A 19,542-nucleotide genomic window follows, 5' to 3' on the forward strand; every position below is an offset into this window, starting at 1 on the left:
CAGGTTCCCATTAACTCTCGTCAGCTCGGGTCGTTCTTGACTCCCTTCTATAAGCTGAAATGAGAGGAATCGGCCTCTCACGGGGGTGCATCCACTCTGGGAATCTTCGAAGAATGGGGGTTGACTCTGAGCGAGCTTGAGGAGATAATCAATGAACGACCAAGCCTAAGGGGAATCATCTCAGGGTTCTTGGCCGAATACAAGGTCAAGAAGATGTGGTTCTCCGACCCGAGAATAACCGAAGTCGGGAGGTTCAGCGATCATGACAGGGAACACAAGAGCGATCTCGTGGTGACCTACGGGGGTCATCCCATCACCGTCCAAGTCAAATCGCTCCAGTCCAATAGCGTCAAGTCCGATGGTGAGACATGGACTGGAAAGTTCCAATGCGATGCAAGCGACAAAAGAAATGTGAGGTTGCCAAACGGTAGCACCCTCGAAACGACCTGCTTAGTGATCGGCGGATTCGACCTCCTCGCCGTTAACTTGTTCGAGTTTGGGCGTGAATGGAGATTCGCATTCGCCCGCAACAAGGATTTGCCACGATCTACGTTCAAGAAATACCCGCCCCGACAAAGGAAGTATCTGCTTGCAACCTTGATGGATGTCTCTTGGCCTCTTGAGGAACCATACGAACCTGAGCCTTATCATCTGCTTGATGAGATAATTGGGGAGAAAAGAGGCAAAACCTGACTACGGGAAATTCTATCGGGTAGTATCTACTCGTAAAGTCGGAGGCCAAATCCACCAACTCGTTAAGTTCAGGATGCCTAAGGTGGGAAGAGACAAAAGACGAAGAATCATAGATAGTGCCTTCGAGAAGAGCGGGGCAGATGCCTTTGTGGAATGCTTCTGGACAAGAGGGAGTATTATCTACAAGAACAAGTGGTCATTCGACGCGATTCTGATTTTTGATCGAAGCGACCTTCCTAAAGACAAGAAAGTATGAGTGGTTCTTTCTCGCATGACGTTGCTTCACTATCCTGCTGACGCTCGGTTTGTTGGTTCTGACCACGACGAACAAGTCCTCGGTAACAAATCCCATGCTCTCGTATTTGTTGATGATCTGGACATGGGTAAGATGTTGCTTGTTCGCGCTCACCTCATCTTGGCATTTTACAATCAAGATGCCATCCTTCCGTAACACCCTGTTGGCTGCAGCGCCAGCCTTGAAGTAGAGGGCGGTCACTGCATCGTGCCACTTGGGACCTTCCTCAAGTGTGGCCTTGCCGTTGGAGTAATACTCCCTAAACGCGACGTGGCTTCCAGAGCCAGCCAAGTGTTCTGCTTGTTTTCGGTAGAGTCCTTCCATGTATGGCGGGTCTAAGACCAGACAATCAATCGCGCCGTCTTCATAGGGCAAGTTACGACAATCAACTCCCGTTTCGATATCTGTCGCCCTGAGCTTGTAAGCGCCTTTTGGAACCTGCCTCCAGAAGACCCCCTTCCCGTATGTCACATCTGCCACCACCGAACCCTGAGGCACAAACAGCTTCAGAATCTTCGGGAATACCTCGTCGTTATTCCCCACATAAGCCGAGAAGGTAAGGTCAGAGGTTGTCCTCCCTCCTTGCCTTCGCTTCCCCTTTACAGGATGTGCAGGACTCACGATGGTTAGCCCTCGATCATCCATCATCTTTAGCCCTTCCTCGAAGCATTCTGTATCAGCGTTCTCCACTTGTCCTCGCCCTCGACCCTGATTCCAGCCTTATCTGCGGGGGTCTCCCCCTTCAGCCCTTCATGCCGTCGGATGTAGTTGTGGTATATCTGCACCCCCTTCAGAATGGGTGTATCCATCCGCTTCAGCCCGTGCATGACCTTCCCTCTGTCGCGGACTTTGTAGGAGAACCCGTCTACCCTGCGAACCCATCTTGACTCGTGGACGATTGATTCGTCCCTCGCCTCTCGGAAGTCGGATGCGGGATTCATTTGTCCATTCCTTCACGCCAGCTCTGTAGGGCTCCGAGTCTCTCGAAGTATTCCCTGTCGCCCATTTCTGCGCGGAGTTCGTCTGGTTGCATGGCATACCATTATCTACGTAGATATATTAGGATAGCGGTATCTACGGAGATACCGTGGAGGCATAGCGTTATATACGTAGATAGCACGCGTCCCACCATGCCAAAGTGGCAGAAAGATGCTACGGAGTTCACGGTGGGAGTCAACTACCGCGAGGATAGGGGAGCGCAGTGTTCGATTCCGAAGCCAGTGTTCGAGACACTCGGCAAGCCTGATCGGATTACCTACGTGCTGAAGAGGAAGCGCGTGGAGGTGAAGCCTTCCCCAGACTGAGAGGGCGATAGCACAACGCGCAGGCCTATCGCAACTTCCTGAAATTCGAGCTCGACGCGCGCACATAACCTACTGAGCGCGACGCAACGAACCCTGTACATGGCAAATTGAAAGTTGCGTGCGAAATGATTTACCCGTAGATTGTCACCGAAATCCCATTCACCACTCCACTCTTTTTGCATCTACAACGCTATGTTGGTTCCAATTTGAATCGGAGGGAGTTGCAAACCTCGACAAGAATTTCGATTCCAGCCTCCAATCTTGGGCTGATGAAGTACATCGCGCCATACTTCTCCCCGCGGGTGACGACGAGCGAGTTCGACGCGAGCACCCCGACGTGGTGCATTATCGTCCTGTAGTCTACCGAGAGCTTCTCTGCCAGCTGGTTCATGTTCATGGGCCTCTTCCTCAGCTCGTTGATTATCCTCGCCCTGTTCTCCCCTCCCCTCGAGCCGCCCAGGACGTACCAGAGAACTCGCTTGAGCTCAGGGTCGTCTGGCAACGGGGTCAAGGGTGTGCCCTCGGCGATTTAGCCCTTGAAACTGAACAGATTCTGGCGAGATTCTGAAATACGCTTAAACCGCTTCAGCGAGAATGAAGGTCAATGAACCCGCTCCTCGTCTTCTCAATCCTCCTATACACCGTGAACGCCGTCCTGTTCACTGTTCTCGCCTACGTCTACGGCAGGACCGCGCTCTCGACCAAGGCGAAGTATCCTCTTGGCCTCTTCATCTTCGCCGTCCTCCTGCTGATTCACAGCGCCGGCACGGCGGGTGCCTACCTCTTCTTGGCTCCATACTTCGGCGACGAGGCAGTCCCCTTCATGTCAATCATGGGCGGGGCCGAGCTGGTCGGCGTCGCAGCGCTCCTGAGAATAACACTGTGATCGGAATGCAAGTCTCCAGACCTGCCTTAGGGTTCAGTATAGGCGTCTGCGCCTCCGACTCCTCGCCGAACCTTCCCTCCTTACTTTCCTTCCTCCTCGCGGAAGACTTTGGTGGCTTCGTGCTTCAGAGTTTGGTGGTAGTGGCCAGCGGCTGCGACAAGAACGTCGTCTCCGAAGCCCGAAAGATGGCCGACTCTGACTCCAGAATCCTCCTGATAACCGAGCCCGAGAGAAGGGGAAAGGCCGAGGCGATAAACAGGATAGTCGAGAACACAGTCGGAGAGTTCCTCGTCATGGTCAACTCCGACGCAGTCCCTGAGGCCGGCTCCGTCCGGAAGCTCCTCTCTGTGGCCTCAGAAGATGAGAGCGTCGGATGCGTATCTGCGATGCCCATCTTCGACTCAAGAGCCAATATGACCTCGTCGCTGATTGACCTGGTGTGGACGGCTCACAACGAATCCTCTCTGGCGCTGAATCACATGAACTTGTCCAACCACGCAAGCGACGAGCTCATTGTTATCAGGTCCTCGATAGTGACGAGGCTCCCTGCGGGCGTTGTGAACGATGGCGCTTTCATCGCTGGAACAGCCCGCCTGCGCGGATACAAGGTCAAGTTCTGTCCCCCGGCCAGGGTTCACATCGAGACACCCGGCAGGGTGGCAGACGTGATTGGTCAGAGAAGAAGGATCCTATTCGGCCACGCGCAGGTCTGGCGTCGCCTCGGGACGCCCCCGAGGACCATCGAGTCCTTGATACTCATTGCTCCCCTGACTGCCCTGCGCCTTCTCGCCAGAACGGTCGCGAGAAACCCGAGATCCATCCTTGTTCTGCCTGTGGCGTTGGTCACTGAAGTCTCGGCAGCAGTGCTCTCCATCTGGGACAGCCTGAGGTCTTCGAAGCGTCACACCGTTTGGAGGCGGTACACCTGACCATCTCGACACAGAGCGTGGAACGAATTTGCCTCTTGTACGAGGTGGCGAAGAGCAACGGTTCCCTCCTCTCGCTTCACGAGTTGCTTCCACTATTGCCTGAAAGGACGTCTGAACCCGAACTGGTCGAAGCCATCAACTCGGCCCCTTTCCTCCGGTCGAAGTTCGAGCTCCGGTCCGGATACCTGACCGAGAGAACCGCCGAATCCGAGAGTCCTGTCCTCTCCACCGAGCTCGGGAGCAGGAGAAGGGCAAAGACAAACCTGTCGTACGCGGAACGTTTCGCTCCTCTTCTAGGGCGGGAGGTGATGCAGGTGGTGGCGGTGAGCGGCTCCACGTCGTACCGGTCGGCCTCGAGGTCTTCGGACCTCGACCTGTTCTGCATCGCTAGCCGTGGAACGATGTGGCTCTCGCTGGCGAAATCGCTCCTGCTGGCCCGGGCCTTTCGACTGGCCAACCCGGAGTCGCCCCAAATCTGCTTCAGCTGCATCATGGACGAGAGCTTCGCCGTGAGCCTGTTCTCGGAGAAGCGCGACTCGCTCTTCGCCCGCGACGCCCTCGTGACTCTCGTACTGAAGGGGGAGAGAACGTACCATGACCTGCTCGGGAGGGCGCGTTGGATTTCGCTCTACTACCCCGCCCTCTACTCCTCCAAACTGGAATCAGGTAATGGCCTTCGCGGGACCGCTGCGCAGCCTTCGTGGGCCACAGCAGTGCTCGACAGGTTCCTGCACATTACGGTAGGCGCTTACATCAAGGTGAAGTCGAACCTCCTAAACAGGAAGCTGGCCAAACAGAGGCGCCAAGACGATGCCTTCGACCTCCGTATGGGATTGGACCATCTCATAGTCGAGTCGAACAGGTACACCAGGCTCAGGCGGGCGTACGCCACGCTCAAGGCCAGCCCCGGAGTTCAATGACGATGTCTCATGGCAGAGGCAACATCATTCGCTCTGAGACTGGCAAGAACCGGGACGAGATGGCCCAGGTTCCCCTCCGCTGAACCGAAGCCGGCGTTCCTAGTTCGGAGGGGACAGCGGTGCTGATCAGCTTCCCGGTCGGAGGCGTGCTCCTCGCGGTTTCAATCTGCTTGAGCGGGGCCTTCTTCGTGTACGGATTCAACACCCTGCACCTCACCATAAGGGCGAGGCGCTACAGGCCATCCCGAGCGGGGCCGATGTTGGACCGACCTACGGTCGCCGTTCACCTTCCCATCTACAACGAGCTCTATGTCGTCGGCAGGCTCTTGGCCGTATGCGTAGTGCTCGCGGAGACCTATGGCAGGGACCTGGTCAAGGTCTACGTCATCGACGACTCGACCGACGAGACGAGCTCGGTCATCGATGGACTGGTCGCAGAATACCGGGCCAAGGGCCTGGGGTTCGAGGTGATCAGGCGAGGGAGCAGGTCGGGGTTCAAGGCGGGGGCGCTGCAGGCCGCCCTAAACGCGACGAAGGAGAAGTATGTCGCAGTGCTCGACGCCGACTTCGTCCCTCCGCCCGACTTCTTGGACAGGTCAATCCCCCTTCTGGAGCAGGACCAAACCGTGGGGTTCGTCCAGAGCAGGTGGGGCCATCTGGACAGGCACTACAACACCGTCACAGAGTCCCTCGCCATAGGAGTGGACGCCCACTTCCTCCTCGAGCAGCGTGGAAGAAACGGGAGCGGGTATCTCATGAACTTCAACGGGAGCGCAGGGGTTCTGAGGGCGGAGGCCATCAGGGAGGCCGGGGGTTGGGCCGCGGATACGCTGGCGGAGGACTTGGACCTGAGCTACAGACTGCAGTTGACCAGCTACAGGGGGGTCTACCTCAACGACCTGGAGGTTCCGGGAGAGCTCCCCCCTACCATCGCCAGTCTCAAGCGCCAACAGGGGAGGTGGGCTAGGGGCTCGCTCCAGACTGCCAAGAAGCTCTTCAGTCAAATCGCAAGTTCGAAGAGGCTTTCGTTGGGCCAGAAGACTCAGGCCGCGGTCCACCTGACCTACTACCTCGTCCACCCCCTGATGATCGCCTCCTTTCTGATTGCTGTGGCCGCTGACTTCCTTTCCATTGACGTCATCAAGTACAGCGTGAACATCACCATACCCTCGGTCGTGCAGGGTAGCTCGTCCATCGGGCTCGTGATGGTCGGCCTCCAGGTTGCGCCCTGGGTTGTATTCTCCATACTCATCGCCATGTCGACATTCGCAGTTCTCTTCTACTGCGTTGAGGCGGTGAGGGTGCAGAAACTGGGGATTCTCGAGAACGCCAAGAAGATAATACTGCTCGTGATCCTCGGGTACGGGATCAGCATCAGCAACTCAGTCCAAGCTCTCAGCGGCCTCTTCTCGAGCGAGACGGGCACGTTCTCGCGGACTCCGAAGTACGCCATCAGCCGTTCCGGAGAGACCTGGCAAGACAAGAAGTACCAACTTTCCCTGAACACCACCACCGCTCTCGAAGCGGGAGCAGTGGTCCTCGCCTCCACCGCCTCAGTGTGGGCGCTCATTACCAAGAACCTGGGAATCCTTCCAATCCTTCTGGTCTACCTCACCGGTTACTCATTCGTGCTATATCTGACGCTGAGGGAGAAGATTGGCTCCGGGGGTCGGCTAGATGCTTAAGTTGTCGGACATTGTGGACGGTTCAGGGCGAGGACCGCTGCGTCTACGAGTCCGTCAGGCACGCCAAGATGAGGACAATGTACGACTACCTGAAAGTGAAGTAGGCATGCTCGAAGAGATTCCTGCGTTCGAATCGCCACCGACCATCAAAGTGGTGACCACCGGTAGGACGAGCAAACTGCCTCACGTGGTCGAGGTGAGGTTCATGGGTTCGAGCCGAGGATTCTACGTTTTCGGTGCAGCTCCGCGGAGCGACTGGGTGCTCAACGCCCTCTCGTCAGGCCAGGCCAGGGTCAGGGTGGGCGAACTCTCCTTCCCATGCAGTGTCCGGAGAGCCAGCCCCCAGGAGGCCGAGTCCACATACGACCTCTTCAAGAAGAAGTATGGCGACCGAATCGTGAACCGCTGGTACGGTGACGCAACGGCATGTCTCCTCCTCGAGTTTGCCGGCCGACCCGAGCGCAAAGGCGCAGGTTCAGGAGAATCGGACACCAAGGTGGACTACCGCAGTTGGAAATCTCTAGGGCGGGACTACTACACCGACGTCGCAGCAGCCTTCGACTCGGCCTCTGAAGAGTACGACTTCACGATATCGCGCAACTTCATCAACACCTGGATCAGGAGGCGCTCCCTCGAGGTCCTCGACAGATACCTCAGGAAAGAAGACGCCGCCCTGGAGATAGGTTGCGGCACCGGCGCCGAGACTCTTCAGATAGCCAAGTCGGTCCGCACCGTAGTGGCCACCGACATCTCCGAGAGGATGGTCTCCCTCCTCGGGACCAAAGTGCGGGCGAGGAAGGCCACCAACGTCATCCCTCTCAGGCTCGGGGCTGCCGAGATAGCTCTCGCGGCATCCTATCTCGAAGGTGGAAGGGCTTCCGTGGCTTATTCGCTAAACGGCGCTCTGAATTGCGAACCAAAGCTGGACTCCTTCGTGGCGGGCCTCGCAGAACTGCTCCCTCCTGGGGGTCACTTCATCTGCTCTGTGCGGAACATTCTGTGCCTCTCAGAGGTCGCCATCCACGCCTTCCTCCTCCAGTTCGACAGGGCGATGCTGAGGGTGCGGCAGCCCACGATGGTCTCTGTCGGCGGCATGGACATACCCTCGACGTACTACTCACCGTCGGATTTTGCGAGCCATTTCGAGCCCTTCTTCAGGGTCAGGGAGATGATGGCCCTGCCCGCCCTCCTTCCTCCCGCTTACCTGAGCAACTACTACGTCAGGCTCAGGGCCGTGCTCTCCCCCTTGGAGGCTCTCGAAAAGGTCCTCGCCGGGAGGCCACCCTTCAACAGGCTCGGAGATCAAACGCTTTTCGTCTTCCAGAAGCTAGCCTGAGGCGAGCTGACAGCCCCCTGTTCAGAATCTCGTTCCGCGCAGCCCTCGCTCTGGGCGTCGCCATCAGGGAAGCCTTCTCGTTCTGGACCGCCCACCCGTACGACTTCGAAATCTGGGTGAGGCTGGGCTACTACGTCTCAATGGGGAAGGACCCCTACGCCCTCGCCACGCAGCCCATCAACGGCCTGAGTATACCCGGCACGGGCATCCTGCCTTCGATAGGATACCCTCCCCTCTGGGCTTTGATCCAAGCTGCAGTCTACAGGCTCTACCTCCTCATCGGGGTCGACAACAGGTTCCTCTACTACTTCCTGATCAAGCAGGAGACGATCATAGGAGACCTCGTCGCAGCCTTCCTCCTCTACAAGATCATCCGACTACGATCCTCGGAGGGGGACGCCACCGCGGCCTTCGCTTTCTGGATGCTCTGTCCGATCACCATCGTCCTCTCCTCCATCTGGGGCATCTTCGACCAGCTCACCCTCGCCCTGGTGCTCTTCTCCCTCCTCGCGTTGTCCAGCACGACGAGAAGCTCGCTGTCCGAGGGGATGGGCGTCCTTCTGAAGGGAATACCGTTGATATTCCTCCCAGGGCTCGCCGCGGGCCAGAAGTCCACTTCGAGGCGGTTGGCATACCTCTCGATTGCCGTCATTGTGGCTGTCACGCTTTCGCTGGCCCCATACCTGGTCTTCCAGAACTGGAGCCTCGCGAGACTCTTCGCCACGGGGTTCAGCACGGTAAACAAGATATCCAACAGCGCCAACTTCTGGGTGATAGCCTACGTCTGGTCCCAATTCCTGCCGATCTCGCCCTCGGTCGCCCTTGCGATGACTTGGTTTGGATACGCCTGGATAGTCGGGATACTCGCAGGTTACGCATTCTGCTTGCTAGGGGTCGGCCGTGACAGGATAAACCAGCAATACCTGGTTATCGTCCTCCTCTTCTCGACGCTCATCTTCTATCTGACCAGAATAAGCATAAACGAGCAGTACGTCGTCTACTTCCTCGGTCTCGGGCTCATAGACAGGTACTGGAACGGGCCCAAGCGGTGGAGGCTCTTCAACGGTCTGTGGCTGACCGTGTTCGTCTTCTTCGTGTTCAACAACATCTACTTCACTAGGTTCCTGTCGCCACTCTCAGTCTACTACACCTACCTCAACAACACTCTCACATCGGGGCTCTCCGGGGATGTCAGGTACGGAGCCATGATAGCCTGCGGCCTTGCCTTCACCTCCTTCTGCCTGCTCTACCTCAGGTCGCTCTACTCCGAGATACGGGCGTACAAGGGCCAACGGGCGCTAAAGGCTTGAAGGTTGCACGGGCAACGGCACGCCAACGTCCCGTGACAGGCCGGCGGTCTTCGTATTCCAGAAGCATGAACTGGTCGGTGTCTGCACGGTGAGAAGAGCTGGGCTATGTCTCGCGTTGGTCCTACTCCTCGCCCCCCAGCTGGGCGTCTTCGACATGAACCCGTCAACTGGTACGGCCACGCCCATCAAGCACGTGATAGTCATCATGCAGGAGAACCATTCCTTCGACAACTACTTCGGGACCTATCCCACTGCGAACGGCACTCTTGTCAACAACGTCACGTCGAAACTCGAACCCGTAAATGGAATACCTGACCACGTCTGCGTCCAATACGGGAGAGGTTGTCTCTCGCCCCGTCTGACGAACACCACGTCTCCAGCAAACCCAGTCGAGGGTCAGCTGGCGTACGAGAACGACTACGCAAGCGGTTCTGGTTTCCCGAACACTTCGGGACCTCAGTCGATGGTCTACTTCGACTATCACTCAATCCCAGCCTACTGGGATTACGCTGAAGAGTACGGCCTCGCAGACAACTACTACGCCGCTGTACTCAGCGAGACCACGCCAAACCGCCTAATCACGTTCTCAGGAGACACCGCAGTTTCCGAAAACTACGGCCCCCCTCCGTACCTGGCGTACAACAGCACCATCATGAACCAGCTGACCACCGCCGGCCTGACGTGGGGCTACTATGACTTGTTGAACGTTCCAGCGGGGTCTCCTTCGGTGTACCCCATGAACTACATATCCGGTCTACCTGTCCCGGAACCGGGAATACGCAACATCTCCTCCCTGCTAAGCGAACTTGACGCAGGTTCGGGCCTGCCTTCGGTCAGCTTCGTCAACTCGCTCGGCAATTCAAACCTGACCGAGCATCCTCCCTTCAACCCAACCACTGGCGAAACGTGGGTCGTCTCCATCGTGAACAGGGTCATGCAGAGCCCGTACTGGGACACCACTGCCGTCTTCATCGCCTGGGACGAAGGGGGCGGGTTTTACGACCACGTGACCCCACCCGTGGAGTTCACGATAGACCACAACTTCTCCAGGGAGCTCGTCGGGCTTGGACAGAGGGTGCTTCTCCTCGCAATCTCCCCATACAGCAAGACCAACTACGTCTCGCACCTCCTGCTCAGCCACCTTTCTCTCCTGCATTTCATCGATTACAACTGGAACTTGGCCCCTCTCAACGACAGAGTGGCCAGCTCGAACCTGCCCCTTGATTTCTTCGACTTTGGCCAGCAGCCAAGGCTGGGAGTGCAGCTCACTGCGAGCGGACCGTTTTCAGAGTCTTCGTATCCCGTCCCGCTCCGGACCGCCGGCGGGAAACACACCGCGGAACCGAACGGAGCCCAACTCGTCCTCATCGTTGTAGCCTCTGCCGCTGTCGCCGCGCTATTGGGTTCGTTACTTCTTCTGCTGGTCGAGAGAAGGCGAGCTCGCAACTCTCCTTGACAATCGGTAGTACATCCAGACGACGCTCGCTGCCACGACCGCACCTGCGAAGACGTACAGGAGTCCCGGAGCCCCGGCTTGACCGCCCTGCGACGGTGCCATGACGCCCAACCACCAGAGCGTCGAATCCCACCTCACGTTGTAACCCTCGACGTTCAGATAGACGTAGGATATGACAGGCGGCTCTGACCCTTGCGTCGTCAGGCCCAAGCTCTGTAGAGTGTCCCTGAGGTAAGCAGACATGTCCAAGGTGACCGTCAGGTTGCCACTCTGAGAGAGCTGTAGAGGATGATACGTGACCAGGTTAGGGGGCGACACAGCCCTGGAAACTCCATCTGGGTAGGGTTTCACCACCGAGGAGCTGTTGGGGTCCATCCAGAAGTTCACTTCAGTGTAGGCCAGTTTCCCCGGGAGGCTCGGCACATATTGTGTTGCAACGATACCGACCGCGGCCCACTCGTTGCCTCTGTTCAGGAGGATGGGCTCCGTCCAGTTGAGGGCAAGACTGACTGTCCAGTTCCAGTCGGTCCTCAGGCCTACGTACGCAGGAACCCCGAAGTTTGTCGTGTAGTTCTGGACGTTGACGCCGGGAGGACCGAAGCCCGCCCTGACGTAGTAGTAGTCTCCCCATGCCGGCAGCCTGAATTGCTGGGTGTGGGGCACCTCGAAGAAATTGCAGCACTGCGGCCCCACGGCGAGATGAGGAATGGTGGATTCTGAGCGTGCCCAGGGCCCGACGGAATACCCTATCTTTGCGTATCCGTTTCCTGTCCTCCAGCCTATCGAGACGTTCTGCAGCCCCATCTCGAAACCTGGGATGAAGTTCGGGTCGTAGATTTGGTTGTTGAGGGGGGAGTTGATGTTTGGGTCGAGGTTCGAAGCCTGAAACCCGGAAGGAGGGGTCAGAGTAGCTCCGGGGGTTGCGTAAGCATAGACCGCCCCAGAAAGCAGCAGGTACCCAAGCAACACGCCTATCATGCGGGTTCAGCTCCTAGTTAGGCTCTGAACCGTCAGCGTCAGGTTTCCACCCAGGTACGATGACCCTGGGAGGCCGTAGAGGTAGAAGTCTGCGAGCGAGGCCCACGCGATTGGATAGTCAGAAACGACGGTCGTCCCTCCGACCGTTATCGTCAGGTTCCCGTTGGGCCGCGGTGCAATGGACGGGTTTATCGCCGAGGGCTGACCGAAGCTCACGAACCGAAGCGTTACGTTGGTTCCTCCACTCCAACTCTGAGACGTCGAATTGTAGAGGACCAACCCAAACGAGTTCGGCCAGCTCTGAGCGTAATACTCGACGCGGAGCAGGCCATCAGCTCGTTCTTGGACTATGATCGTCGGAATGGAAAGGTTCTCCGAAGGATAGGGTGGTGCGAAGGCAATTTGAGCCTCCATCGAGCGGCTCGGAGAAGAAGCAAGGAGCGTATTCTGCACCGTAACGAGCCACGAGCCGTTGAGACTTGACTTCAGTTCTTGCTCCGTGTCGTTCGAGATCGGCTGGTTGAACAGCCCGAACTGGAACGAGTGGGTTTCGGGGCTCCCCGCCTTGTACTGGACAGGCCTGCTGCCGAGGGACTGGACTAACGGAAATGAGATGAACGCCGACTCGATAACGACGACGACAGCCAGCGCAACCACCAAGAGCCGAAGTCTGTCCAATATCTCGGAAACGCCAGTCGAGCCATTAATGTGCTTTCTTCATGAAGTCTTCAGAATCAGCTGTTGAACCTCTTCACCGCCCGTTTGTGGCAGAGATGATCTAGTCCGGCTATCCGGTTTTCGAAGTTCTGACCACACTCTCTCCGAGGTGAGAAGCAAACTCGCGCAGGGACACCTCCTGGCGCCTCTCCACAGCTCCCGGCCTGATTCGCCTGAGAAAAGTAATCGCGTCGTCCGCGTTCATTCCCTTGCTTCTGATCAGGTAGGCCGCGACCGCACACATCGTTCTTCCGTTTCCAGCGAGGCAGTGCACAAGTATCCTCTTTCCTGCCCGGACGCTCTCGTCGATGTACGCTGACGCTTCGAGCAATGAAGCGTCGCTCGGAGGCTTGTGGTCTTTCATGGGCACGTGCTTCACTTCGAAGTCGGCGACCCACTCGCTCGGGAGAGGAAACTCGGTAAGTGTCAAGATTCTTTGGATTCCCTGTCCGCCAACCCAGGCGACCTGCCTCTTGGAGGCAAGGTATCCCGAAGCTGCCAATGCGTCTTGGACCCACACGAAGCCAGTCGGTCTGTCCGCTACTCCTGCCCGAATTCTGCGCAGTATGTACCCTGTAGTACCCATGTGCTCACGACCAGCAGAAAACGAGAATGCGGCTTTGCCTTTTAGCCTTACAGCACTTCTAGCTTTCCGTAGCGTCCGACGTTCAGGCGCAGGTCTCCCCTGAAGCTGTTGGTGTAGCCGTTCGTTATCCTCACCTTCGCGCCCACCCTGACCTGGTCGATCTGGTCGTCCCACAGCGAGAGCTTAATCTGCCCGCTTTCGTCCTTCAGCGTGCAGTCTGCAACCCTCGCCTGGTCCCCGCTCTTCAGGTTCACTGAACGCGGCTCGGCCATCTCGGCTATCTCGCCCTCTGCGTCTACCCTTCTCATGCCGTCGCGTAGGTCCTTGATGTTCATCTGTCTCTCCTCGGTCGGCCCGGTGGCATATTTAACGTTGAGCGACTTGAAGACGCGAGGTCATGTCAAGTCTCTGGGCGGTGGCCCGGATTGTGCTCCCAAATGATTGAACGAAATCTCAAATCATTGCCGACCGTGGCCAAAGACGGATGAGATTCCCGGCCTAAGCGCAGTGAACCCTATACACAGCTACCACTATCTTGCAACGCGGTAGATTCTGACACACCCACGTCGAAAGGTCAAATAGCTTCGCATGTGTCAACTCGGAGATGAAGTCGTCCAAGGGGGCCGCGGCCGTACTGTTCGCTGCGTCCCTCTTACTGGGGGCCGTGCTGGGCTTTCTCGGGCAGTATGAGATTGTTCAACACCTCGCCTATTCCACCCATTTGGCCATTGACTGGGCTATGCTGGCTGTGACCTATCCTCTGACTCTTCTTGTATTCTATTCATTGGGAAGGCGGCATCTCTTGCCGTTCGGGGTCGGCTTGAGCGTACTCGCGATATACGGCGGTGCGCTCCTCGGCAATGCCTTGGGTCGGACACTTTCCTTCGCCTTTCCACCGAACCACAGCTTCACCATCCCTTTCTCATTCGTCTACGTCCTGTCTGTGTTAAGCAGCTTCAGCTTCCTCTTCGTCGCATTCAGCGGGCTCGCACTCCCGAGCCTTTCACGGGCCGTTGCCCGTCCTCCGAAAACCCAAAGCAGAGGAAGCATCGCTGTCACGCTCGTGGCGCTTGGCTTCAGTCTGGTGGGGGGCTTCTCCTTCGGCGCCTTCCCGCTTTATTTTTTCTCGTTCCCCGGACTTCAGGTACCGACTCTCTTCTTCCTCCTGGAGGTGTCTGCGTCCCCCCCGGTCCAACTCGCCGTCTTCTATTATCTTGGTCGCAGGATTCCGGTCGACGGTCGGCCCTTCCGGTATCTCGGCTTGCTTTTTGTGGGCGCCTATGTCGGGTCGATAGCAGGGGTGGTCATGTCGGTAGCGCTCTTCGGCCAGTCTTTCTGGACCCTTCCTGCGGGGCAGACGGGAGTCACCATTTCCAATGGCGTCGTCTACCAGAACACGCCGTATTCGCTGCTCTTCATACTGGAGTCCATGAACCCAATCCAATCACTGGCCTTCCTGTTCTCTTCTTTCTTTGCGATGTCAATTTCCCGCGTGCACGCGCATGCCGGCGAAGTGCCGGATGAAACCAAGATCACCGACGGCCAGAAGCCGTGGACCTGACTGAACCGAGGCGCAAACGCTCGAAACGACTTAAGTAGAAAACACTGGCGGGTGGTCAAGTTTGCCCTTCAGCGGCGCTGACCTCGGCCTCCTCGCCCTGTCCTTCCTGGCACCCTTCGTCCTGATGCTGCTCGTCATGCCTTCCTACATTCGTTACCTCATCCGCAGGGGGAAGGTTGTCGACGACGTCCACAAGCAGCCTGCGACCAAGGTCCCGTCCCCAGTCGGACCGGTAGTCTTTGCAGCGGCCATCATCGGAGAGGCGGTCGTCTACCTGGCATACGGGTCGGTAGTCCCGCTCGCGATAATGGGTGTCGCGGCTGTCGCGTTCGCAGTGGGTATCTGGGACGACCTCTCTGAACTCGGCGGCATGGCGAAGCCGCTTCTCCTCCTGTTCGCCGCGGCCCCGCTGGTTGTATCCGTCATACTCAAACCCGACCTGTACGAGGCGAGGCTCACCCTCCCCATCCTCGGCCCGACCGGCGAGCACTTCACCATCTACACACTGCTCGTCATAGCTGCGTTCCCGATTGTAGCAAACGCGTTCAACATGATGGATGCGTTCAACGGAGAGGTGTCCGGGTTCGCCTTCCTGTCCACGCTCGCACTGACCTTCGGAGTCGTCCTCCACGCTTACTTCACGTCTGGCTTCTCTCTGGCCCGAGTAGCAGCGACCCTGCCTCTCCTAGCCATCGCAGCGGGGTTCTATGTCTTCAACAGGTATCCCTCGCGCGCCTTCGACGGGAACAGTGGAAGCCTTGTCTTTGGCGCGATGTTTGCAGCCCTCGCCATCACGGGCGGCGTCGAGGTGGCTGCCGTCGTAGCCATGATTCCGGCGATACTGAACTCGTTCTACATCCTCTCCAGCGTCCGCGGCTTCGTCGAGAGGAGGAAGATGGCAGCCAGGCCGACGTTCATGGGGAAAGACGGAAGACTCTACGCCACGCCCGATTCCTCGGCTCCGATCACGCTCGCGCGCATGATGCTCCTCGCAGGTCCCTTGTCAGAGAAGAAGCTCGTCGGCGAAGTATTGCAGCTCACAGCTGCGGCCTGCGTCCTGTCGGTGATGACCTCGATACTGACGTGGGTGTTCTGAATTGAGACTAGCGCTTGTAGGGATCGCCGTCGTGGCCTGGCTGCTCATCATCGCCGAGACGTACGTGTTCTTCGGTGTGATACTGCCGCTAGGGCCTCCCATCCACAGTCTCGGCGTCTTCACTGCAATCGCACTACTGAAGCTGGGTCTCACATTCGGCCTCGGCGTGCTCTGGTTCGTAGTGATAATCTCCCTGACAGAGCTCTACGTCAGGGCTATGACGAAGCGCCTTTCTCCCACTTCTTCATCTTAGCGTCGAACTCGCGCCGGGTGTACACCACCCTGGCCGGGACGCCCACGACGACCATTCCCGGGGGGACGTCCTTGGTGACCACGGCTCCCATGGCCACGACGCTCCCCTTGCCCACAGTCACTCCTGCCTTGATCACAGCTCGGGCCCCGATTACCGCGTTGTCCTCTATGGTTACTCCGATCATCCGCTTGCTCGGAGGGTACGGGTCGTTGGTTAGCACGGCTGCAGGCCCTATGAACACGTTCCGGCCGATTCTAGAGAGAGGCGGGATGTAAACGCTCCCCTCTATCTTCGACCCGCTCCCGACCCTGACGTCGTAGTCGATGTGCGCGAGCGACCCTATCTTCACGTTGTCGCCGATTACCGTCTTTGGGCCAACGTAAGTCAGATTCCAAATGATTACGTTCTTCCCTATCCTAGCCTTCTTTGAGACGACAGACCCCTCTCCTCCCCTCATTTCATTCCACCAAAAGCCACGAATTTCTTGGGCTCGGAAGAGACAAATGATTTCCTATATCTGTATTTCTTGAGAAGATACAATGCCTTTTCCCTTTTCTCTCCTGCTAGGTAAGGTAACACCAGTTTTAGAAGGTCATAAGCCTTCGTGCCGTGGACGCATACCTTCCACACATCGTTTCCCACAGAACTCTTCTGACAGAAATTCACTCGAGCGCCCCACATCCGGGCTAGCCGGTCCAATGATGCCTTGTCTTCCATCGATACTTGGACCTGGGGCATCGTGTAGTATCTATTTGGTCGAACTCCTCCCCCTTCAAGCTTGCTTCTGACACTCCCGGCGGAAATCCAACTCTCAATGACACTTCCATCTGCTATGATCATTCCAGCTGAGAATCCCACATCACCTGTGCGGAAAAGCGAGCTTGAAATGGGTTCTTTTTCGGGTCTTCTTAGACCCAACTGTCTTGCTCTGCCTTCAATTGACCACCAAGTCCTGCCCGGAAACAATTTCATCATTTCACGTCGAGACTCCCGCGGAAAGGTCTTTCCTAACTTCGTAATCTCTCGCTCAGTCCACCTGACGTTAGGAGCACCCCCTAGTTTGCTGCGAAGTCTTCCTGACTGATAGTAGTACCTTCTCGTCGGCTAGTCACTGGACGCAAAACACGACCATTACTTTTAGCTACCAATCTAATGTCTCAAATCCCGACGTTCTTTCCCAGCTTCGCATCAGGTGCGACGTAGTTTGTTGGTTTCAAACTCTCATCTTAGGTAGATTGGCGTCCCAGAAGTGCTGGACGCGAGTACCGCCTCAGCTATCCGCGTAGCCTTCAGCCCGTCCTCCCCTGTGACCAGCGGTTTCCTCTTCTCGCTCACTGCGGACGTGAACTCTTTGAGCTCAAGCGTCAGCGGCTCCTGGAACGCTCTCGTGGGCACGCGCGTCCCGCCCTCCTCGTGGATGCTGGTCTGCTGGCTCACGAAGTCGACATCGACCACCCCTCCGGAGAAGACTGCCGAGAGCGTCCTCACCCTGTTCGGGGTGACCCAGTTGGTCGCGATGAACGCCGTCTTCTGGCCGGAGAACCCGAGCACTATCGTGGCGAAGTCCTCGTTCTTCGACTTCACGGTCCCCACGCGCGCGAAGACCAGCTTGGGCTCTTCGTCGAAGAGCCACATCGCAGTGTCGATGTCGTGGACGGAGGCGTCCTTCACTATCCCCACGTCGAAGATGTTCTCGCCCCTCCTGTTCTCCCTGTGGAACTCAAGGAGTATCAGCTCCCCTAGCTCCCGCTTCGTAATCATCTTCTTCAGGTCGGCGATCGGCGGGTTGAACCTCTCGATGTAGCCGACGGTCAGCGTCCTGTTCGCCTTCTTCGCGACCTCGATCAGCTTTCCGGCCTCCTCCGAGTTGGTAGTCATCGGCTTCTCCACGAACGTGTGCAGGCCCGCCCCCAAAGTCTTGGAAGCCAAGGCGAAGTGAGTCGAAGCCGGCGTGCAGATTGTCGCCGCGTCCAACTTCTCCTTGCCTATCATCTCGTCCAGCGAGCTGTAGCCGGGGACCCTGTACTTTCTCGAGTACGTCTCCATCTTGGCCTTGTCCGTATCACATACGGCAGCGAGGCAGTCCAGCTCGTTCAGTACCCTGACGTGGTTCTTACCCCAACCACCCGTGCCGACGACGCCTACCCTGGGCAACTTCTATCGTTCGTCTCCCTCGGACTGGTTATAGGGATATTCAATCACTCCCTCTTCAGGCTCGGCGTCGCAAGCAGTGACGTCATCTCCACGTTCCTGCGCCCCTTCTTCACCTGCTTCAGGAACTCCCTGTCACCCGCGGAGCACACTACGACCAGGTTGTACTTCATCGGGTCGAGCACCTCCGAGCTCCCCACCAACTTGGAGCCCGGAACCAGCTCCACATCCGTCACGTAGTCCCTGAGCCTTTGCTGGATGCTCTCAGCCATCTGGAGCCTGTCGGACCTCATCTCGTACTTGTCGAGAGTCCAGAGCAAGTTGATCTTCGTCCTGCTCGCCTTCAGCTCCTTCTCCTTCAGGAACTCCCTCGCCTCGTCCACCACGTACCTCCCGAAGTTCTCCAGGCTCTTCACAGTCGCGCCCGCGAGGTACGATATCGACTCGCCCGTCTCCTCCCTCGCCTGGATTGCCTTGAGGTCGTAGAGGTATCTGGCGAAGTCGTCGATGTACACGTCCCTCCCCCTCTGCATGGCCACCCTCCCCTCCCTCGCCTTCTTCGCAAGCTCAATGTCGGTCACAGACTGGAGCCCTAGCTCGAGCACTGAGGCGACGTACTCCAGCTCCGCAGAGAAGATGTTCTGCGAACTCTGGGCGAACCCGAGGGCGCCCAAGGGCGACTTCTCCCCTCCCCCTGCTATCGAGACGGCGGCGGGCTTCGGGTCCGCCGGCCTCAGCGGCATGTACGCGTAAACGAACGAATCGCCTACCTTCAGCCCGGTCTGCTTCTCGAGCATGACGATGTTCTCAGAATTCCCACCCGGGCCCGTCGGCAGGGTGTTGACAAAGGTCACGCCCTTGGAGAGGTACTTCGAGAGGTCCCGAAGCTTCGAGGCGGCCTCAACGATTGATTCATCCGAGGGCCTTCGCAGCCGGGGCGTGAAGAAGATGAGCTGAGCGTCGCCCAGGACGCGTTCCAACGGCCTTACGTCGAGGAGGGGCTCCTCGCTCATCAACTGCTCCAAGTTCGGGTTCTTCTTGAGGAAGGCAGCGTCCATGTTCGTGGCCGTTTGGAGCGTCTCGTCTACTATCGTGACTTGAGACCTGTCTACAAGGTCGGAAGCGAGCTTGTAGGCCTCGCTCGTCAGGCCGTACATCGCGACCTTGGGTTTGGGCAAGAGAATCGGCAATGGTGACTGTTCGGCTCTTCGTAATTATACTTTGGTTCTGTTACCTCGGCTGGACACGATGGTAGTTCGTAGTTGTGGATGTCCAGTCAACTTAACTGGGCCGTCTCGAACGACAGCAGTTCGCCGCGAACTAACGGCGGATTCTAAGATACGTTTGAGATGGGAAGGTTGGCCCTCGCAGCCACGCAGGCGACGA

23 protein-coding genes are annotated in these 19,542 nt (G+C 57.6%); 12 read left to right on the plus strand and 11 right to left on the minus strand.

Annotation, left to right across the window (positions count from 1 at the left end):
• Window positions 1–120 precede the first annotated feature (120 nt).
• Complete coding sequence (locus tag LYZ69_06640; GenBank protein ID MDV3278126.1) at window positions 121–693, plus strand: hypothetical protein; 573 nt, start codon at window positions 121–123, stop codon at window positions 691–693.
• Window positions 694–889: 196 nt separating this feature from the next.
• Here the strand turns inward: LYZ69_06640 and LYZ69_06645 are convergent, their stop codons facing one another.
• Together LYZ69_06645 and LYZ69_06650 are read right to left on the minus strand one after the other, a co-directional pair.
• Window positions 890–1,636: a hypothetical protein gene (locus LYZ69_06645; GenBank protein MDV3278127.1), complete on the minus strand. Its 747-nt coding sequence runs from the start codon at window positions 1,634–1,636 to the stop codon at window positions 890–892.
• A gap of 2 nt (window positions 1,637–1,638) precedes the next feature.
• Window positions 1,639–1,929, minus strand: a complete 291-nt coding sequence (locus tag LYZ69_06650) for a hypothetical protein (protein MDV3278128.1) — start codon at window positions 1,927–1,929, stop codon at window positions 1,639–1,641.
• Between the two features lie 189 nt (window positions 1,930–2,118).
• Here LYZ69_06650 and LYZ69_06655 point away from each other — a divergent pair, with 189 nt between their 5' ends.
• Window positions 2,119–2,292, plus strand: coding sequence for a hypothetical protein (locus LYZ69_06655; GenBank protein ID MDV3278129.1), 174 nt, complete (start codon window positions 2,119–2,121; stop codon window positions 2,290–2,292).
• A gap of 190 nt (window positions 2,293–2,482) precedes the next feature.
• On the opposite strand, the gene LYZ69_06660 is transcribed toward LYZ69_06655, so the two are convergent.
• Window positions 2,483–2,794: a winged helix-turn-helix domain-containing protein gene (locus tag LYZ69_06660; protein ID MDV3278130.1), complete on the minus strand. Its 312-nt coding sequence runs from the start codon at window positions 2,792–2,794 to the stop codon at window positions 2,483–2,485.
• Window positions 2,795–2,896: 102 nt separating this feature from the next.
• On the opposite strand from LYZ69_06660, the gene LYZ69_06665 reads away from it, so the two are divergent.
• The 7 genes from LYZ69_06665 to LYZ69_06695 all read left to right on the plus strand — a co-directional run bounded on the left by LYZ69_06665 (window position 2,897) and on the right by LYZ69_06695 (window position 10,814).
• On the plus strand, window positions 2,897–3,178 hold the full coding sequence (locus LYZ69_06665; protein MDV3278131.1) for a hypothetical protein: 282 nt from the start codon (window positions 2,897–2,899) through the stop codon (window positions 3,176–3,178).
• A 5-nt stretch (window positions 3,179–3,183) separates the two neighbouring features.
• The gene (locus LYZ69_06670; GenBank protein ID MDV3278132.1) at window positions 3,184–4,107 is read left to right on the plus strand and encodes a glycosyltransferase; all 924 of its coding nucleotides are present in this window, start codon (window positions 3,184–3,186) and stop codon (window positions 4,105–4,107) included.
• Window positions 4,108–4,202: 95 nt separating this feature from the next.
• The gene (locus LYZ69_06675; protein MDV3278133.1) at window positions 4,203–5,027 is read left to right on the plus strand and encodes a hypothetical protein; all 825 of its coding nucleotides are present in this window, start codon (window positions 4,203–4,205) and stop codon (window positions 5,025–5,027) included.
• Between the two features lie 119 nt (window positions 5,028–5,146).
• Window positions 5,147–6,712 (plus strand): glycosyltransferase, encoded by a 1,566-nt coding sequence (locus tag LYZ69_06680; GenBank protein ID MDV3278134.1) that lies wholly within the window; start codon window positions 5,147–5,149, stop codon window positions 6,710–6,712.
• A gap of 106 nt (window positions 6,713–6,818) precedes the next feature.
• A complete protein-coding gene (locus LYZ69_06685) occupies window positions 6,819–8,048 on the plus strand; it encodes a methyltransferase domain-containing protein (protein ID MDV3278135.1) in 1,230 nt (409 codons plus the stop codon).
• Window positions 8,049–8,164: 116 nt separating this feature from the next.
• Window positions 8,165–9,358 (plus strand): hypothetical protein, encoded by a 1,194-nt coding sequence (locus tag LYZ69_06690; GenBank protein MDV3278136.1) that lies wholly within the window; start codon window positions 8,165–8,167, stop codon window positions 9,356–9,358.
• 115 nt (window positions 9,359–9,473) lie between these two features.
• Window positions 9,474–10,814 carry a hypothetical protein gene (locus tag LYZ69_06695; protein MDV3278137.1) on the plus strand — a complete coding sequence of 447 codons (1,341 nt, stop codon included), beginning with the start codon at window positions 9,474–9,476 and terminating at the stop codon, window positions 10,812–10,814.
• Here LYZ69_06695 and LYZ69_06700 read toward each other — a convergent pair.
• The 4 genes from LYZ69_06700 to LYZ69_06715 form a co-directional block, all read right to left on the minus strand.
• Window positions 10,767–11,792, minus strand: coding sequence for a hypothetical protein (locus LYZ69_06700; GenBank protein MDV3278138.1), 1,026 nt, complete (start codon window positions 11,790–11,792; stop codon window positions 10,767–10,769). The genes LYZ69_06695 and LYZ69_06700 overlap by 48 nt on opposite strands.
• A 6-nt stretch (window positions 11,793–11,798) precedes the next feature.
• Window positions 11,799–12,470 (minus strand): hypothetical protein, encoded by a 672-nt coding sequence (locus LYZ69_06705; protein ID MDV3278139.1) that lies wholly within the window; start codon window positions 12,468–12,470, stop codon window positions 11,799–11,801.
• A gap of 109 nt (window positions 12,471–12,579) precedes the next feature.
• Window positions 12,580–13,095, minus strand: a complete 516-nt coding sequence (locus tag LYZ69_06710; GenBank protein MDV3278140.1) for a dual specificity protein phosphatase family protein — start codon at window positions 13,093–13,095, stop codon at window positions 12,580–12,582.
• A gap of 47 nt (window positions 13,096–13,142) precedes the next feature.
• Window positions 13,143–13,430, minus strand: coding sequence for an OB-fold nucleic acid binding domain-containing protein (locus LYZ69_06715; protein MDV3278141.1), 288 nt, complete (start codon window positions 13,428–13,430; stop codon window positions 13,143–13,145).
• A gap of 269 nt (window positions 13,431–13,699) precedes the next feature.
• On the opposite strand from LYZ69_06715, the gene LYZ69_06720 reads away from it, so the two are divergent.
• From LYZ69_06720 to LYZ69_06730, 3 genes are all read left to right on the plus strand, one after another.
• Complete coding sequence (locus LYZ69_06720) at window positions 13,700–14,656, plus strand: hypothetical protein (protein ID MDV3278142.1); 957 nt, start codon at window positions 13,700–13,702, stop codon at window positions 14,654–14,656.
• A gap of 61 nt (window positions 14,657–14,717) precedes the next feature.
• On the plus strand, window positions 14,718–15,752 hold the full coding sequence (locus tag LYZ69_06725; GenBank protein MDV3278143.1) for a hypothetical protein: 1,035 nt from the start codon (window positions 14,718–14,720) through the stop codon (window positions 15,750–15,752).
• A gap of 1 nt (window position 15,753) precedes the next feature.
• A complete protein-coding gene (locus LYZ69_06730) occupies window positions 15,754–16,005 on the plus strand; it encodes a hypothetical protein (protein MDV3278144.1) in 252 nt (83 codons plus the stop codon).
• Here LYZ69_06730 and LYZ69_06735 read toward each other — a convergent pair.
• The 4 genes from LYZ69_06735 to LYZ69_06750 form a co-directional block, all read right to left on the minus strand.
• On the minus strand, window positions 15,968–16,462 hold the full coding sequence (locus LYZ69_06735) for an N-acetyltransferase (GenBank protein ID MDV3278145.1): 495 nt from the start codon (window positions 16,460–16,462) through the stop codon (window positions 15,968–15,970). The two genes, LYZ69_06730 and LYZ69_06735, sit on opposite strands and share 38 nt — an antisense overlap.
• Entirely contained in the window at window positions 16,459–16,980 is a 522-nt protein-coding gene (locus LYZ69_06740) for a hypothetical protein (protein ID MDV3278146.1), read from the minus strand. Before LYZ69_06740 ends, LYZ69_06735 begins: the two co-directional genes overlap by 4 nt.
• A gap of 246 nt (window positions 16,981–17,226) precedes the next feature.
• A complete protein-coding gene (locus tag LYZ69_06745; protein ID MDV3278147.1) occupies window positions 17,227–18,159 on the minus strand; it encodes a Gfo/Idh/MocA family oxidoreductase in 933 nt (310 codons plus the stop codon).
• Window positions 18,160–18,203: 44 nt separating this feature from the next.
• On the minus strand, window positions 18,204–19,346 hold the full coding sequence (locus LYZ69_06750; protein MDV3278148.1) for a hypothetical protein: 1,143 nt from the start codon (window positions 19,344–19,346) through the stop codon (window positions 18,204–18,206).
• Window positions 19,347–19,542 lie beyond the last annotated feature (196 nt).

It is taken from the genome of Nitrososphaerales archaeon, assembly GCA_032906765.1.
Lineage (GTDB): Archaea > Thermoproteota > Nitrososphaeria > Nitrososphaerales > Gagatemarchaeaceae > DASPPF01.

Excerpts from the sequence above, each read along its gene's own strand:
- LYZ69_06720 (MDV3278142.1), top strand. The coding sequence starts at position 13,700 with ATGAAGTCGTCCAAGGGGGCCGCGGCCGTACTGTTCGCTGCGTCCCTC.
- LYZ69_06645 (MDV3278127.1), bottom strand. The coding sequence starts at position 1,636 with ATGATGGATGATCGAGGGCTAACCATCGTGAGTCCTGCACATCCTGTA.
- LYZ69_06650 (MDV3278128.1), bottom strand. The coding sequence starts at position 1,929 with ATGAATCCCGCATCCGACTTCCGAGAGGCGAGGGACGAATCAATCGTC.
- LYZ69_06670 (MDV3278132.1), top strand. The coding sequence starts at position 3,184 with ATGCAAGTCTCCAGACCTGCCTTAGGGTTCAGTATAGGCGTCTGCGCC.
- LYZ69_06700 (MDV3278138.1), bottom strand. The coding sequence starts at position 11,792 with ATGATAGGCGTGTTGCTTGGGTACCTGCTGCTTTCTGGGGCGGTCTAT.
- LYZ69_06665 (MDV3278131.1), top strand. The coding sequence starts at position 2,897 with ATGAACCCGCTCCTCGTCTTCTCAATCCTCCTATACACCGTGAACGCC.
- LYZ69_06715 (MDV3278141.1), bottom strand. The coding sequence starts at position 13,430 with ATGAACATCAAGGACCTACGCGACGGCATGAGAAGGGTAGACGCAGAG.
- LYZ69_06740 (MDV3278146.1), bottom strand. The coding sequence starts at position 16,980 with ATGATGAAATTGTTTCCGGGCAGGACTTGGTGGTCAATTGAAGGCAGA.
- LYZ69_06655 (MDV3278129.1), top strand. The coding sequence starts at position 2,119 with ATGCCAAAGTGGCAGAAAGATGCTACGGAGTTCACGGTGGGAGTCAAC.
- LYZ69_06710 (MDV3278140.1), bottom strand. The coding sequence starts at position 13,095 with ATGGGTACTACAGGGTACATACTGCGCAGAATTCGGGCAGGAGTAGCG.
- LYZ69_06735 (MDV3278145.1), bottom strand. The coding sequence starts at position 16,462 with ATGAGGGGAGGAGAGGGGTCTGTCGTCTCAAAGAAGGCTAGGATAGGG.
- LYZ69_06685 (MDV3278135.1), top strand. The coding sequence starts at position 6,819 with ATGCTCGAAGAGATTCCTGCGTTCGAATCGCCACCGACCATCAAAGTG.